At 38.0% G+C, this 14,650-nt stretch carries 23 protein-coding genes; all 23 read left to right on the plus strand.

The features are described 5' to 3' along the window. Nucleotides 1–219 precede the first annotated feature (219 nt). Entirely contained in the window at nt 220–2,505 is a 2,286-nt protein-coding gene (locus RTP52_RS03710; RefSeq protein ID WP_312100770.1) for a methyl-accepting chemotaxis protein, read from the plus strand. Nucleotides 2,506–3,305: 800 nt separating this feature from the next. Continuing rightward, nucleotides 3,306–3,623: a 30S ribosomal protein S10 gene (rpsJ, locus tag RTP52_RS03715; RefSeq protein ID WP_012201663.1), complete on the plus strand. Its 318-nt coding sequence runs from the start codon at nt 3,306–3,308 to the stop codon at nt 3,621–3,623. Nucleotides 3,624–3,812: 189 nt separating this feature from the next. Beyond that, on the plus strand, nt 3,813–4,448 hold the full coding sequence (gene rplC / locus RTP52_RS03720) for a 50S ribosomal protein L3 (protein WP_312100776.1): 636 nt from the start codon (nt 3,813–3,815) through the stop codon (nt 4,446–4,448). Nucleotides 4,449–4,476: 28 nt separating this feature from the next. Then, a complete protein-coding gene (rplD, locus tag RTP52_RS03725) occupies nt 4,477–5,097 on the plus strand; it encodes a 50S ribosomal protein L4 (RefSeq protein ID WP_312100779.1) in 621 nt (206 codons plus the stop codon). Beyond that, on the plus strand, nt 5,097–5,396 hold the full coding sequence (gene rplW / locus RTP52_RS03730; RefSeq protein ID WP_312100782.1) for a 50S ribosomal protein L23: 300 nt from the start codon (nt 5,097–5,099) through the stop codon (nt 5,394–5,396). Before rplD ends, rplW begins: the two co-directional genes overlap by 1 nt. Before the next feature lie 209 nt (nt 5,397–5,605). Continuing rightward, nucleotides 5,606–6,451: a 50S ribosomal protein L2 gene (rplB, locus tag RTP52_RS03735; RefSeq protein ID WP_312100784.1), complete on the plus strand. Its 846-nt coding sequence runs from the start codon at nt 5,606–5,608 to the stop codon at nt 6,449–6,451. A gap of 18 nt (nt 6,452–6,469) precedes the next feature. After that, on the plus strand, nt 6,470–6,748 hold the full coding sequence (rpsS, locus tag RTP52_RS03740; protein ID WP_029503003.1) for a 30S ribosomal protein S19: 279 nt from the start codon (nt 6,470–6,472) through the stop codon (nt 6,746–6,748). Between the two features lie 220 nt (nt 6,749–6,968). Beyond that, nucleotides 6,969–7,355 (plus strand): 50S ribosomal protein L22, encoded by a 387-nt coding sequence (gene rplV / locus RTP52_RS03745; protein ID WP_312100788.1) that lies wholly within the window; start codon nt 6,969–6,971, stop codon nt 7,353–7,355. A gap of 11 nt (nt 7,356–7,366) precedes the next feature. Next, the gene (gene rpsC / locus RTP52_RS03750) at nt 7,367–8,026 is read left to right on the plus strand and encodes a 30S ribosomal protein S3 (protein WP_312100791.1); all 660 of its coding nucleotides are present in this window, start codon (nt 7,367–7,369) and stop codon (nt 8,024–8,026) included. Then, nucleotides 8,026–8,463, plus strand: coding sequence for a 50S ribosomal protein L16 (gene rplP / locus RTP52_RS03755; RefSeq protein ID WP_312100794.1), 438 nt, complete (start codon nt 8,026–8,028; stop codon nt 8,461–8,463). The genes rpsC and rplP overlap by 1 nt, the downstream gene beginning before the upstream one ends. Then, nucleotides 8,453–8,662, plus strand: coding sequence for a 50S ribosomal protein L29 (rpmC, locus tag RTP52_RS03760; protein WP_312100796.1), 210 nt, complete (start codon nt 8,453–8,455; stop codon nt 8,660–8,662). The genes rplP and rpmC overlap by 11 nt, the downstream gene beginning before the upstream one ends. A 65-nt stretch (nt 8,663–8,727) precedes the next feature. Then, nucleotides 8,728–8,985, plus strand: a complete 258-nt coding sequence (gene rpsQ / locus RTP52_RS03765) for a 30S ribosomal protein S17 (protein ID WP_312100799.1) — start codon at nt 8,728–8,730, stop codon at nt 8,983–8,985. A gap of 60 nt (nt 8,986–9,045) precedes the next feature. Then, complete coding sequence (gene rplN / locus RTP52_RS03770; RefSeq protein WP_012201652.1) at nt 9,046–9,414, plus strand: 50S ribosomal protein L14; 369 nt, start codon at nt 9,046–9,048, stop codon at nt 9,412–9,414. 14 nt (nt 9,415–9,428) lie between these two features. After that, entirely contained in the window at nt 9,429–9,746 is a 318-nt protein-coding gene (gene rplX, locus RTP52_RS03775; protein WP_312100803.1) for a 50S ribosomal protein L24, read from the plus strand. Between the two features lie 24 nt (nt 9,747–9,770). Next, the gene (gene rplE / locus RTP52_RS03780) at nt 9,771–10,310 is read left to right on the plus strand and encodes a 50S ribosomal protein L5 (protein WP_312100806.1); all 540 of its coding nucleotides are present in this window, start codon (nt 9,771–9,773) and stop codon (nt 10,308–10,310) included. Between the two features lie 16 nt (nt 10,311–10,326). Then, nucleotides 10,327–10,512, plus strand: a complete 186-nt coding sequence (locus RTP52_RS03785) for a type Z 30S ribosomal protein S14 (protein WP_312100809.1) — start codon at nt 10,327–10,329, stop codon at nt 10,510–10,512. A gap of 23 nt (nt 10,513–10,535) precedes the next feature. Continuing rightward, nucleotides 10,536–10,937 (plus strand): 30S ribosomal protein S8, encoded by a 402-nt coding sequence (gene rpsH, locus RTP52_RS03790; protein ID WP_312100811.1) that lies wholly within the window; start codon nt 10,536–10,538, stop codon nt 10,935–10,937. Between the two features lie 251 nt (nt 10,938–11,188). Beyond that, on the plus strand, nt 11,189–11,731 hold the full coding sequence (gene rplF / locus RTP52_RS03795; RefSeq protein WP_312100813.1) for a 50S ribosomal protein L6: 543 nt from the start codon (nt 11,189–11,191) through the stop codon (nt 11,729–11,731). Nucleotides 11,732–11,748: 17 nt separating this feature from the next. Then, entirely contained in the window at nt 11,749–12,117 is a 369-nt protein-coding gene (gene rplR, locus RTP52_RS03800) for a 50S ribosomal protein L18 (RefSeq protein WP_312100815.1), read from the plus strand. Nucleotides 12,118–12,133: 16 nt separating this feature from the next. Then, nucleotides 12,134–12,640, plus strand: coding sequence for a 30S ribosomal protein S5 (gene rpsE / locus RTP52_RS03805; RefSeq protein ID WP_312100818.1), 507 nt, complete (start codon nt 12,134–12,136; stop codon nt 12,638–12,640). Between the two features lie 19 nt (nt 12,641–12,659). Next, on the plus strand, nt 12,660–12,842 hold the full coding sequence (rpmD, locus tag RTP52_RS03810; RefSeq protein WP_312100821.1) for a 50S ribosomal protein L30: 183 nt from the start codon (nt 12,660–12,662) through the stop codon (nt 12,840–12,842). 25 nt (nt 12,843–12,867) lie between these two features. Next, entirely contained in the window at nt 12,868–13,308 is a 441-nt protein-coding gene (gene rplO / locus RTP52_RS03815; protein ID WP_029503017.1) for a 50S ribosomal protein L15, read from the plus strand. 1 nt (nt 13,309) lies between these two features. Beyond that, nucleotides 13,310–14,638, plus strand: a complete 1,329-nt coding sequence (gene secY / locus RTP52_RS03820) for a preprotein translocase subunit SecY (RefSeq protein WP_312100824.1) — start codon at nt 13,310–13,312, stop codon at nt 14,636–14,638. The last annotated feature ends 12 nt before the right edge of the window (nt 14,639–14,650 follow it).

Here is a 14,650-nt window from a genome sequence, read left to right on the forward strand (position 1 = left end):
AAAAAACTGTAGAAAGAGTTCTGAATTCTGGTTTTTGCACTTAAACCATAGAATTCATGCACGCAAATTGTGAAGTTTTATAATATGAGACATTATAATTATTGTATATGATGGTAGGATGTGGTATAATTATAAAACATTTGGAATTATATTGTCGAATAAGAAAAAGCCTAAGGACACTTAGAGTAGAAACGAAAGCAACGGGGGTGCGAATAACAGATGAATGGAAAGAACAAAAAGTTATTTGGTAATCTCAGAAAAACAAAGAAGGGAAATGTTGAGTTTGATGAGACTATGATGGAACAAATGAAACAAGAAAAAAAGAAAAAATGGAGTGAAAAATTAAAACGTAATAAAGATGGGGAACAAAGAGAGAGAACGAAAAAGAAACAAAACCTTAAGAACAAAGATTTAAAGAAAGTGCTGAAAGAAAGCATAGAAAGTGATGCTAATATTGTTCCTAGTAAAGTAAGGAATGGTAAGTTTTTTAAAGTTATTGCTAGTATTAGAACACAAATGCTTATTGGCTTCACTGTACCGATTTTATTTGTCATAATACTTGGGGTGATATCTTATGTTAAAGCTTCGAATGGGTTAATAAGTAGCTTTGAAGATTCTGCAACGAAAACAATTGGTATGGCGGTAAACTATATTGATGTTGGAATGAGTACCCTAGAATCTGAGGCTTTCGTGCAATCTCAAAATGACAATGTTACAAGTTATATGTTTACTAGTAAAAACGAAGAGCAAATAAGATTGTATGAGTTGACACAAGCTATTTATGCTCAGTTAACAGCAGCACAGGTAGCAAATGAATTTATTCAAGATATACATATCATACCAAAAGATCATGCAAAAGTATTATCCACGAAAACAAGGGGAGTCATAGGGTTTAGTGACGCCATGAAGGATACAGACGCCGCTATAATGACAGAATCAAAAGCTCAGGCAACTTGGGTTGGTGGTCATGATACGATTGATGAAGAATTAAAATCTTCCAATAACAATTATGCTTGCTCCTATATCCGACAGTTTAAGTCAAAGAATGGTTATATCGTAGTCGACTTAAGTAAGAAAAAAGTTGTTCAACTCTTACAGGATATTGACTTAGCAGAAGGAAGTTATATTTCCTTTGTAATGGATGATGGTAGAGAAATTTCTGCGATAAGCGATGCTATTACCTTTAGCGATACTGATTACTATAAAGAAGGTATAGGTAAAAATGAAGGCAACTATAACACATATGTAAAAGTTGGTAAAGAGGATTATCTCTTTATGATGTCAAAGAGTAGTTCAAAAGGATTCTCTATTTGCGCATTAGTACCGAAAGCATCTGTAATGAAAAGTGCTTCTGACATTAAAGGGGTTACAGTTAGTGTTGTTTTAATTGCTATCATTGTTGCAGTACTCGTGGGTGGATTAATATCCATAATGATTGGTAGGAGCATTTCTCGTATTTCAAAAAAATTGATTAAAGTATCGGAAGGTGATTTAACCGTCGATATGGACATCCATACAAGCAATGAATTTGGTATGCTTGCCGGTAATGTTAAGGAAATGGTAAATAACACGAGAGATTTGATTCATAAAGTTGTTCAGGTAACAAATTTAGTTACAGAGGCCACCGATAGTCTTTCGGCAACATCAAATGATATGACCGATTCTAGTGAGCACATTACGACAGCAATCAATGAGATAGATATCGGAATTGCTCAACAGGCAGAAGAAGCTCAATTATGTTGTAACCAGATGGATGAGTTATCAAATAAGATGGGCATTGTAAATAATAACGTTAATGAAATTCAAACGCTTGCCGATCAGACGCAGGTGATGATTCAAAACGGTATCGATACAATGACCTTGTTAACAAAACAATCTAATACAACAAATGAAATAACACAACAGGTAATGACTGATGTTAAGGCTCTTCAAAAACAGTCTGCATCTATCGAGCAATTCATTGGAATTATAAATGATATTGCTAGCCAAACAAATCTCCTATCATTAAATGCATCTATCGAAGCTGCTAGAGCTGGTGATGCAGGAAGAGGATTTGCAGTAGTTGCTGAAGAAATACGTAAACTAGCAGAAGGTTCTGTAAATGCCGCTCAAGAGATTCAAAAAGTTGTTGTTGATATAAAGACAAAAACTGAAACAACAGTACAGACAGCGCAAAAAGCAGAAACAGAAGTTACATCTCAGGTGAAGTCTGTAGAAACAACTAGGGAAGCATTCCACAGCATGAGTGAATGTGTAGATCGTCTATTAACAAATCTGAAAGAAGTAATTGAAAATGTTGAAAATATGAATGAAGACAGACAAAAGACCTTAGATTCAATTGAAAGTATATCAGCTGTTTATGAGGAAACCGCTGCTTCTTCTTCTATTGTTAATAACACAGCTCAGATGCAGTTAGGATTATCCAAAACTCTTGTGGAAGGTACCAAAGAATTAGAGCAACGTACGGAAGAATTAAAGGATGCGATGCGTAAGTTTACGGTATAAGAATTGGGATATTGGTTCTAGATACAAAAAAAGAGATGATTTTTTTCATCTCTTTTTTTGTGCAAGGAAAAGTGTCCATAGTGCGTTCTCCTCGTATATAGTAAATTGTTATAGGGGTTACTACTTGTTCTATATAAATGACTGCAATGTGTAAAAGGAAATATCAATTCATTGTAGAATTATGAATGGATAAAATAATCATTCTGGATGTTAGTATTATAATAAGGAAGAAGATTATATTGAATAATATTAACATTAATATGGAAGAATGACTGATACATGTTTTAATAGGAAGAATGGCAGGTACTTATATTAATAGGAAGAAACTAGTCGGGATAGACTAATCAGGATAGGCTAATCGTGATAGGCTGATCAGAGAAAATTAGACAATGTACATGAAATGAATAAAGGAATTCCAACACAAATAAAGGAAAAAATTTACTAGAAAGAAAAAATAAAAAAATACTTGCAAATATTTTTGTTCTATTATATAATAACTACTGTTGTGACGATGATAGCGTAGAAACGTGAGGTTGCTGTATCAATTGATACAGGTTTTCCGTGGAGCGAATGTCATGTTATGAAACTGGCGACAAGTCACTGTACAAGAATATAATTCTGCTACGGGCAGATAAACCGTGTTGAAACGAAGGCTTTTCGGGATGAAGCGATTTTTATTGACACCTAGGACGGGTTGTGTCTTAGGTTATATATTTCCGACAAGTATGAAACACACGGGTGAGTGTACAGTCACCACTTGTCGTACTGAAATGAAGTGCGAAAAGGAGGCGGCTTTTTTTATGGCAAATCAAGTTATGAGAATTACTCTCAAGGCGTATGATCATCATTTAATCGATGCGTCTGCAGGAAAAATTATCGAAACTGTAAAGAAGACAGGATCAAAGGTGAGTGGACCAGTTCCATTGCCTACTAAGAAGGAAATAGTTACAGTTCTTAGAGCGGTACACAAGTACAAGGATTCCAGAGAACAGTTCGAGCAGAGAACACATAAGAGATTAATCGATATCATTGCTCCTACACAGAAAACTGTTGATGCATTATCTAGATTAGAGATGCCAGCAGGTGTGTACATTGACATTAAGATGAAAGCAAAATAGTGTTTTCCTGCTAGATGAGAAGTTTCATCTCGATGAAAGCAAAATAAAGCTTTGCTAAAAACTTAATGCAAACAAAATTTTAGGTAATAATCCTTAGGGTTTATATATTAGGAAACTTCCGGTATAAGACCATCTAGGATGATTATGCAAGCAGCATAATCCGCTGTAGATTAACAGGAGGTAAAAGTAATGAAGAAAGCAATATTAGCTACGAAGATTGGTATGACTCAAATCTTCAATGAAAATGGAGTTTTAACTCCAGTAACAGTATTGCAGGCTGGTCCATGTGCAGTTACTCAGGTTAAAACTGTAGATAACGATGGATACGCAGCAGTACAGGTTGGCTTCGGTGACATCAGAGAAACACTTGTTAACAAGCCACAAAAGGGACACTTTGCAAAAGCAGGTGTTGCAAATAAAAGATTTCTTAAAGAGTTTAGATTCGAAAACGCTGCAGACTACACTGTAGGTCAGGAAATTAAGGCAGACATCTTCACAGCAGGTGATAAGATTGATGCTACTGGAACTTCTAAGGGTAAGGGATTCCAGGGTGCTATTAAGCGCCACGGATTATCCAGAGGACCTATGGGTCACGGTTCCAAGTTCCACAGACATGCTGGTTCTAACGGTGCTGCTACAACACCTGGTCGTGTATTCAAAGGAAAGCACATGCCTGGTCATATGGGTAACGTAAAGGTTACTGTGCAGAACCTTGAAGTAGTTAAAATTGACGTTGAAAATAACCTTATCTTAGTTAAAGGTGCTGTACCAGGACCAAAGAAAGCTATGATAATGTTAAAGGAAACAGTTAAGAGCGGTAAGTAGAAAGCTTTAAGAAAGGAGGAACACTAGAATGGCAAATGTAAAGGTTTATAATATAGAAGGTAAAGAAGTTGGTTCATTAGAACTTAACGATGCTATCTTTGGAGTAGAAGTAAATGAGCATTTAATGCACATGGCTGTAGTTAGCCAACTTGCTAACAAGCGTCAGGGCACACAGAGCGCAAAGACTCGCGCAGAAGTGAGCGGTGGCGGAAGAAAGCCTTGGAGACAGAAGGGAACTGGCCATGCAAGACAGGGTTCGACAAGATCTCCACAATGGAAAGGCGGCGGCGTTGTATTTGCTCCAAAGCCAAGAGATTACTCTTTCAAGATGAACAGAAAAGAGAAAGCTTTAGCTATCAAATCTGCATTAACATCCAGAGTTGAAGCTCAGAAGTTAATCGTATTAGATTCCATGAACATGGATGAAATTAAGACAAAGAAGTTCAAGGCTGTACTTGAAAACTTAAAAGTTAACAAAGCATTAGTAGTTCTTGATAAGAAGGATGACAATGTAATCCTTTCTGCAAGAAACATTCCAACGGTAAGAACAGCAACATCAAACGCTATCAATGTATATGACATTGTAAAGTATGATACTTTAGTAATTACCAAGGATGCAGTGGCACAGATTGAGGAGGTGTACGCATAATGGCAAATTTAAAATATTATGATGTTATACTCAAGCCAATCGTAACTGAGAAAAGCATGAATTCTATGAGCGAAAAGAAGTATTCCTTCTCCGTTCATCCAGAAGCTACTAAGACTCAGATTAAAGAGGCTGTAGAGAAGATGTTTGCCGGCACTAAGGTAGCAAGCGTAAACACAATGAATTTAGAGGGTAAGAACCGCAGACGTGGAAACACATCTGGTAAAACTTCTAAGACTAAGAAAGCAATCGTTCAGTTAACAGCTGAGAGTGCTGAAATCGAAATTTTCACAGGTCTGTAGGAATACAGCAGGCAGCATAACGCTGTAAAATAGTTAAAGCAAATAGCTGAAGCTATTATGTGATGATAAACGCAGATAAGCAAGGGCATTGCAATTAAATGTTTTTGCATCCTATAGCAGTGATAAAAGCTGCTGATAAATTCAACAAGAAGTCGTTGCTTGTTGAAAATAACTATTGCGTATGGAGCGTAACGAAAGGAGATAGTACCATGGGAATTAAAACCTTTAACCCATATACACCTTCCAGAAGACATATGACTGGCTCCGATTTTGCAGAGGTTACAACCTCTACACCTGAGAAATCCTTAGTGGTTTCTTTAAAGAAGAATGCTGGTCGTAACAATCAAGGAAAGATTACAGTAAGACACCAAGGTGGTGGTTCTAGAAGAAAATACAGAGTCATCGACTTTAAGAGAAAGAAAGATGGTATTCCAGCTGTTGTTAAGACAATTGAATACGATCCAAACAGAACAGCAAATATCGCACTTATCTGCTATGCAGACGGTGAGAAAGCATATATCTTAGCACCAAACGGTTTACAGGTTGGCCAGTCAGTTATGAACGGAGCAACTGCTGAAATTAAGGTTGGTAACTGCTTACCACTTGCTAACATCCCAGTAGGTTCTCAGATTCACAACATTGAGTTATATCCTGGTAAGGGTGGACAGTTAGTTCGTTCTGCAGGTAACTCTGCTCAGTTAATGGCTAAAGAAGGTAAGTATGCAACACTTAGATTACCATCTGGCGAAATGAGAATGGTACCAATTGGCTGCCGTGCAACAATCGGTCAGGTTGGTAATATTGATCATGAGTTAATAACAATCGGTAAAGCTGGTCGTGTACGTCATATGGGTATTAGACCTACCGTTCGTGGTTCTGTAATGAACCCTAATGACCATCCACATGGTGGTGGTGAAGGTAAGACAGGTATCGGTCGTCCGGGCCCTGTTACTCCTTGGGGTAAACCAGCACTTGGTCTTAAGACTCGTAAGAAGAATAAGCAGTCTAACAAGTTGATCATGAGAAGAAGAGACGGTAAGGCATTATCGAAGTAAAAAGGAGGTTGAACCTATATGGCACGTTCATTAAAGAAGGGACCATTTGCAGATGACCATTTACTTAAGAAGGTAGATGACATGAATAAAGCTGGTAACAAAACTGTTATCAAAACTTGGTCACGTCGTTCTACAATATTCCCACAGATGGTTTCTCATACAATCGCTGTTCATGATGGAAGAAGACATGTTCCAGTATATGTTACTGAGGATATGGTAGGTCACAAACTTGGTGAGTTTGTTGCAACAAGAACTTTCCGTGGACATGGTAAGGACGAGAAGAAGTCAAGAAAGTAATTTTTAAAATTACTTTCTTGAAAGAAGTTCGCAGTGGCGATACTCGTACGAACTTTAAAAAATAGATTGGTGAAGATCGAAGAGTGTAGGGCTAAGAAGTATCTTTCCCCTTAACTTTTTGTGAATCACTTTAAAAAAGAAGTAGCAGAGTGTTATAACGATACTTCTGCAGGAAGAGAAGTAACGGAGAGCCGTTAAATTTTGAAAGGAGGTATCATCCATGGCAAGAGGACATAGATCCCAAATTAAGAGAGAAAGAAATGCGAATAAGGACACAAGACCAAGCGCAAAGTTATCTTACGCTAGAGTTTCCGTTCAGAAGGCATGTTTCGTTCTTGATGCAGTCAGAGGCAAGGATGTACAGACAGCACTTGGTATTTTAGCATACAACCCAAGATATGCTTCAACTTTAATAGAGAAATTATTAAAATCAGCGATCGCAAACGCTGAGAACAACAATGGTATGGACGTATCCAAACTTTACATTGAGGAGTGTTACGCAGGTTCCGCACCTACAATGAAGAGAATCAAACCAAGAGCACAGGGTAGAGCTTACAGAATCTTAAAGAGATTAAGTCATATCACAATCGTGCTTAATGAAAGATAAGGAGGGCAATCATGGGACAAAAAGTTAATCCTCATGGCTTAAGAGTCGGAGTTATCAATGACTGGGACTCAAGATGGTATGCGGAAGCAGATTTTGCAGATAACTTAGTAGAAGACTATAATATCAGAACCTACTTAAAAAAGAAGTTATACAGTGCAGGCGTTGCTAAGATCGAAATTGAGCGCGCTTCCGATAAATTAAAAATTATTATCCACACAGCTAAGCCAGGTGTAGTAATTGGTAAAGCTGGAGCTGAGATCGAGAAATTAAAGGTTGAAATTGCTCAGTACACAACAAAGAAATTAAACCTTGAAATCAAGGAAATCAAGAAGCCAGATGTATGTGCACAGTTAGTAGCAGAAAGCATTGCAGCTCAGCTTGAGAACCGTATTTCTTTCAGAAGAGCAATGAAATCCACTATGTCCAGAACTATGAAGTCTGGTGCAAAGGGTATTAAGACATCAGTTTCCGGTCGTCTTGGCGGAGCAGATATGGCTCGTACTGAGTTCTATAGTGATGGTACTATTCCACTACAGACACTTCGTGCAGACATCGATTACGGTTTCGCAGAAGCAGATACAACTTTTGGTAAATTAGGCGTTAAAGCTTGGATCTACCACGGTGAAGTTCTTCCAACAAAAGGAAACAAAAAGGAAGGGAGAGATAAATAATGTTAATGCCAAAGAGAGTAAAGCGCCGTAAGCAATTCCGTGGCAGTATGACAGGAAAGGCTATGAGAGGTAACACTATCTCCCACGGTGAGTTCGGTATCGTAGCAATGGAACCAGCATGGATTAAGTCAAACCAGATTGAAGCTGCCCGTATCGCGATGACACGTTACATCAAACGTGGTGGTAAAGTTTGGATTAAGATTTTCCCTGATAAACCTGTAACAACAAAACCAGCAGAAACTCGTATGGGTTCCGGTAAAGGTTCTTTAGAATATTGGGTAGCTGTAGTTAAGCCAGGTCGTGTAATGTTCGAAATTTCTGGCGTGGCAGAAGAAACTGCTAGAGAAGCTCTTCGTCTTGCTACTCACAAATTACCGGTTAAGTGCAAGATCGTTTCTCGCGCAGATTTAGAAGGAGGTGCGGGCAGTGAAAACTAATAAGTATGTAGAAGAATTACAAGTTAAATCAACTACAGAGTTGAATGAGACATTAGTAGCTGCTAAGAAGGAACTTTTCAACTTAAGATTCCAGAACGCAACAAATCAGTTAGATAACACAAGCAGAATTAAAGATGTTAGAAAGAACATCGCAAGAATTCAGACTGTGATCTCACAGAAAGCAAAGGCTGCTAACTAATTATAGACAGTGACGAATAAACCTTAGCTAGATAATAGGTGAGGGTTATAGAAAGGAGTATTGCTGTGGTAGAAAGAAATCTCAGAAAAACACGTACCGGTAAGGTAGTAAGTGATAAGATGGATAAGACAATCGTTGTTGCAGTAGTAGATAACGTAAAGCATCCTCTTTATGGTAAAATTGTAAAGAGAACTACTAAGTTAAAAGCTCATGATGAGAACAACGAATGCCAGATTGGTGATAGAGTAAAAGTTATGGAGACAAGACCATTATCTAAAGATAAGAGATGGAGACTTGTTGAAATTATTGAGAAGGCAAAATAATTCGTTTACAAGATCGGCTTGTAAAATTGTTACTCTTAAATTGAGAAAGGAGTATCGGACATGATACAATCAGAATCCAGACTTAAGGTTGCCGACAATAGCGGTGCAAAAGAATTATTATGTATCCGCGTTATGGGCGGTTCAACCAGAAGATATGCGAATATCGGTGACATCATCGTTGCTTCCGTTAAAGATGCAACACCAGGCGGAGTTGTTAAGAAAGGTGATGTTGTTAAGGCTGTTGTTGTTCGTACTGTAAAGGGAGCACGCCGTAAGGATGGTTCCTATATCAGATTCGACGAGAACGCTGCCGTAATCATCAAAGACGACAAGAACCCTAAGGGAACTCGTATCTTTGGACCAGTAGCTAGAGAATTGAGAGAAAAGCAATTCATGAAAATCGTTTCATTAGCACCAGAAGTATTATAGGGAGGTGTCGACGCATGGCAACTACAAAGATTAAAAAGGGCGATAGCGTTAAGGTTATCGCTGGTAAAGACAAGGGAAAAGAAGGAAAAGTAATTTCCGCTTCCAATGGCAAAGTTTTAGTAGAAGGTGTAAATACAATTACCAAGCACAGCAAGGCATCTCAGGCTAATCCAAAGGGTGGAATCATCCATCAGGAAGCACCTATCGATGCATCTAACGTAATGTACGTGCATAAAGGTAAAACAACCAGAATCGGCTTTACTACCGTTGAAGGTAAGAATGGCCAGAAGAAGGTACGTGTTGCTAAGGCAACAGGAGATATTATTGACTAATTCTAAGAGAGGAGGTCATTTCAGTTGACTCGTTTAAAAGAAATTTACAAGAATGAAATTATGGCTGGTATGCAGAAGAAGTTCGGTTACAAGAACGAAATGCAGATTCCAAAGCTTAATAAAATCGTTATCAACATGGGTGTTGGTGAAGCGAAAGACAATGCGAAAGCTCTTGAAACAGCTATCAAAGATATGGAGATTATCGCTGGTCAGAAGGCAGTTATAACAAAAGCAAGAAAGTCAGTTGCTAACTTTAAGCTCAGAGAAGGCGTGGCTATTGGATGTAAAGTTACTTTAAGAGGCGAAAAGATGTATGAATTCGCTGATCGTTTAATTAACTTAGCACTCCCTCGAGTTCGTGACTTTAGAGGAGTTAATCCAAATGCATTCGATGGTAGAGGTAATTATGCACTCGGTGTAAAAGAGCAATTAATCTTCCCTGAAATCGAATATGATAAGGTAGATAAGGTTCGTGGTATGGATGTTATTTTCGTAACAACTGCCAAGACCGATGAAGAAGCTCGTGAATTACTGACATTATTCGGTATGCCATTTAGCAAATAGTTAAGGAGGGAATTCCATGGCTAAAACGTCAATGAAAATAAAGCAGCAGAAGACACAGAAATTCTCATCGAGAGAATACAATCGTTGTAGAATCTGTGGCCGTCCTCATGCTTACTTAAGAAAATACGGAATCTGCAGAATTTGCTTCCGTGAGTTAGCATACAAGGGACAAATACCAGGTGTTAAAAAAGCAAGCTGGTAGTTTAAGAAAGGAGGCAAATTTAAATGACAATGAGCGATCCAATTGCAGATATGCTTACAAGAATTCGTAATGCAAATACTGCGAAACATGATACAGTAGATGTACCTGCTTCTAAGATGAAAATTGCTATTGCTGAAATCCTCTTAAAGGAAGGTTACATCAAGAGCTTTGAGATTGAAGAAGTTGGTAGCTTCAAGACAATCCACATCACATTAAAGTACGGTAAAGACAAGAATGAGAAGGTTATTACTGGTCTTAAGAGAATTTCCAAGCCAGGTCTTCGTGTTTATGCTAACAGCACAGAACTTCCAAGAGTACTTGGTGGTTTAGGTGTAGCAATTATCTCCACAAACAAAGGTGTTCTTACTGATAAAGAGGCAAGAAATACTAACGTGGGCGGAGAAGTTTTAGCATTCATCTGGTAATTTATATCTGAATGTAGTAAAATGGAAATAACGAGACAATTCGTTATAACGTTCGTAGAGAAATCTATGAGCAAAAGAATAAATAACCTGTTTGTAAGTTTAGAATTTTCTTTCACGGAAAAGAAGTCTTTTCGGGTTTCCTGATCCCATTAGATACTCTTTTCTATGGGGACAGTGATTAGACTGTCAAACGAGTCTGAATTGTGAATCAATAAGGTTCACATTTCACTAAAATTTAAGGAGGTACGGGCATGTCACGTATAGGAAGAATGCCAATCGCGGTTCCAGCAGGCGTTACTGTTGAAATTGCAGAAAATAATAAAGTGACTGTAAAAGGTCCTATGGGAACACTTGTTAGAGTGTTACCTGCAGAGATGGATATTAAAGTAGAAGGCGAAACAGTTGTTGTTACAAGACCAAACGAGTTAAAGAGAATGAAATCTTTACATGGTCTTACAAGAACATTAATCGCTAATATGGTAACTGGTGTAACAGCTGGTTATCAGAAAGTTCTCGAAATCAACGGTGTTGGTTACAGAGCTGCAAAGAACGGTAAGGAGCTTACATTAACTCTTGGATATTCTCATCCAGTAGTTATGAAAGATCCAGAAGGTGTTGAAACTGTTCTTGAAGGTCAGAACAAAATCACCGTTAAAGGTATCGATAAAGAAAAAGTTGGCCAATATGCTGCTGAAATCAGAGACAAGAGAAGACCTGAACCATATAAGGGCAAGGGAATCAAGTATGCTGATGAAGTGATCAGACGTAAAGTTGGTAAGACTGGTAAGAAGTAAAGGGAGGAGAGATAATAATGGTTAGCAAAGTTAATAAATCAGAAGTTCGTATTAAAAAACACAATAGAATGCGTAATCGTTTCTCCGGTACTCCTTCAAGACCACGTTTAGCTGTGTTTAGAAGTAATAACCATATGTACGCTCAGATCATTGACGATACAGTAGGAAATACCTTAGTTGCAGCTTCCACACTTGAAAAAGGTGTAAAAGCAGAACTTGAGAAGACAAACGATGTTGCTGCAGCAGCAATGCTCGGTACTGTAATCGCTAAGAAAGCTCTTGAAAAAGGTATCACAACTGTTGTTTTTGATAGAGGCGGATTCATATATCAGGGTAAAGTTCAGGCATTAGCAGAAGCAGCTAGAGAAGCTGGTCTTAATTTCTAAGTAAGGAGGAGAACACATGAAACGTACAATCGTTGATGCTACTCAATTAGAGTTAGAAGATAAAGTAGTAACTATTAAGCGTGTAACAAAGGTTGTTAAAGGTGGACGTAACTTCCGTTTTACAGCTTTGGTCGTTGTTGGTGACAAGAACGGTCATATCGGTGCAGGCTTAGGTAAGGCAACTGAAATTCCTGAAGCTATTCGTAAAGGAAAAGAAGATGCAATTAAAAAAATGATTTCATTACCAATCGATGAGAATGGTAGTGTACCTCATGATTTCATCGGTAAGTTCGGTAGTGCTACTGTATTATTAAAACGTAGCCCTGCAGGTACTGGTGTTATCGCTGGTGGTCCTGCTCGTAACGTATTAGAGCTTGCAGGATTCAAGAACATTCGTACAAAATCACTTGGTTCCAACAATAAGCAGAACGTAGTTCTTGCAACAATTGAAGGATTACGCCAATTAAAGACTCCTGAGGAAGTAGCTGCACTTCGCGGTATTTCTGTGGATCAGTTGGGTTAGAAAGGCGGAGGTGTTAAAAGTGGCTAATAAATTAAAGATTACTTTAACAAAATCTACTATCGGTGCTATCCCTAAGCATAAGTTAACTGTTAGCGCTCTTGGTCTTGGAAAACTTCATAGTACTAATGAAGTTCCAGACAATGCAGCTACCAGAGGTATGCTTAAGCAGGTTAAGCATTTAGTAAAGGTAGAAGAGATTTAATAATATAAGTAAGGAGGTGCACACGATGAATTTAACAGATTTAAGACCAGCAGACGGTTCTAAACAGAGTGGAAACTTCAGACGTGGACGTGGACACGGTTCGGGAAATGGTAAGACTGCAGGTAAAGGTCATAAAGGCCAAAAAGCTCGTTCAGGAGCTCCTAGAGTTGGTTTCGAAGGTGGTCAGATGCCTTTATACCGTAGACTTCCTAAGAGAGGTTTTAAGAACAGAAATACAAAAGAAATTATTTCAGTTAACGTAAGCATGTTAAATAGATTTGAAGATGGTGCAGACGTAACAGTAGAAAGCCTTAGAGAAATTGGCATCATTAGCAATCCGAAAGACGGAGTAAAGATTCTTGGAAACGGAGAATTAACTAAGAAGCTTAATGTTAAGGTTTCAGCTTTCTCTGAAAGCGCGATCGAAAAGATTAAGGCTCTTGGTGGAAATGCTGAGGTGATCTAGTATGCTTAAAACGGTCAGAAATGCCTTTAAGATTAAAGATATTAGAAACAAGCTTTTATTTACGTTTATGGTTTTGATTATCGTACGTCTTGGTTCACAGCTCCCGGTTCCGGGAGTGAACCAGGCGGTAATCGCCAATTGGTTACAGAACAACTTCGGTAGTGGACTTAGTTTCCTAGATTCCTTTACTGGTGGTTCCTTTACTAGAATGTCATTATTTGCTCTTGGTATCGGACCATACATTACTTCCTCGATTATCATGCAATTATTAACAATTGCAATTCCTAAGCTTGAAGAGATGCAAAAGGATGGAGAATCTGGAAGAAAGAAAATCGCAGAGATTTCTAGATATGTTACTATCGGACTAGCTATTATTGAATCTGTAGCTATGGTTATAGGCTTTAGTGGTTCAGGTGCATTAGAGGGTGGTTTAACCTTCACTAACATAGTAGTCATTACTGCATCTTTCACTGCTGGTTCCGCAATTCTTATGTGGTTAGGTGAAAGAATAACTGAAAAGGGTGTAGGTAATGGTATCTCTGTCATCCTGTTAATTAACATTGTTGCTAATATGCCAACTGATATCTATGGATTAATCCAGAAGTTCATCATTGGAGAAAGTGTTGTTAAGGGTGTAACTGCCGGTATCATCATCGTAGCAGTAATTCTAGTATCTGTTGTATTAATTATCTTACTTAATGCTGCACAGAGAAAAATCGCTGTACAGTATGCTAAGAAGGTGCAGGGTAGAAAAATGGTGGGTGGACAATCCTCCCATATTCCGTTAAAAGTAAACACTGCTGGTGTTATCCCAGTAATCTTTGCGGTATCTATCATGCAGTTCCCTATTATCATTGCTTCATTCTTTGGTGTTCAGCCAGCTAGAGCTTACTTCTGGCCAAAGGTATTATACATGCTGAACTCTCAAAACTGGTTTAGCATTAAAAACGGTGAATTTAAATATACTGTTGGTGTACTTATTTATATGGCATTGATTGTATTCTTTGCTTATTTCTATACATCAATTACTTTCAATCCAATGGAAGTAGCAAACAATATGAAGAAACAGGGTGGCTTCATTCCTGGTATTCGTCCAGGTAAGCCAACGACTGAGTACTTAACAAAGGTTTTGAATTACATTATCTTTATCGGTGCAATTGGTCTTATGATTGTTGCGATTATCCCGATTTTCTTCTCTGGTATGTTTGATGCACATGTATCCTTTAGCGGTACATCATTAATCATCGTAGTCAGTGTAGTACTTGAGACAATGAAGCAAGTTGAATCACAAATGCTCGTTCGTCATTATAAAGGTTTCTTAAATGACTAATGTAAAGCATTG

It is taken from the genome of Lachnoclostridium sp. (assembly GCF_031997925.1).
Taxonomy (GTDB): Bacteria; Bacillota; Clostridia; order Lachnospirales; family Lachnospiraceae; genus Lachnoclostridium.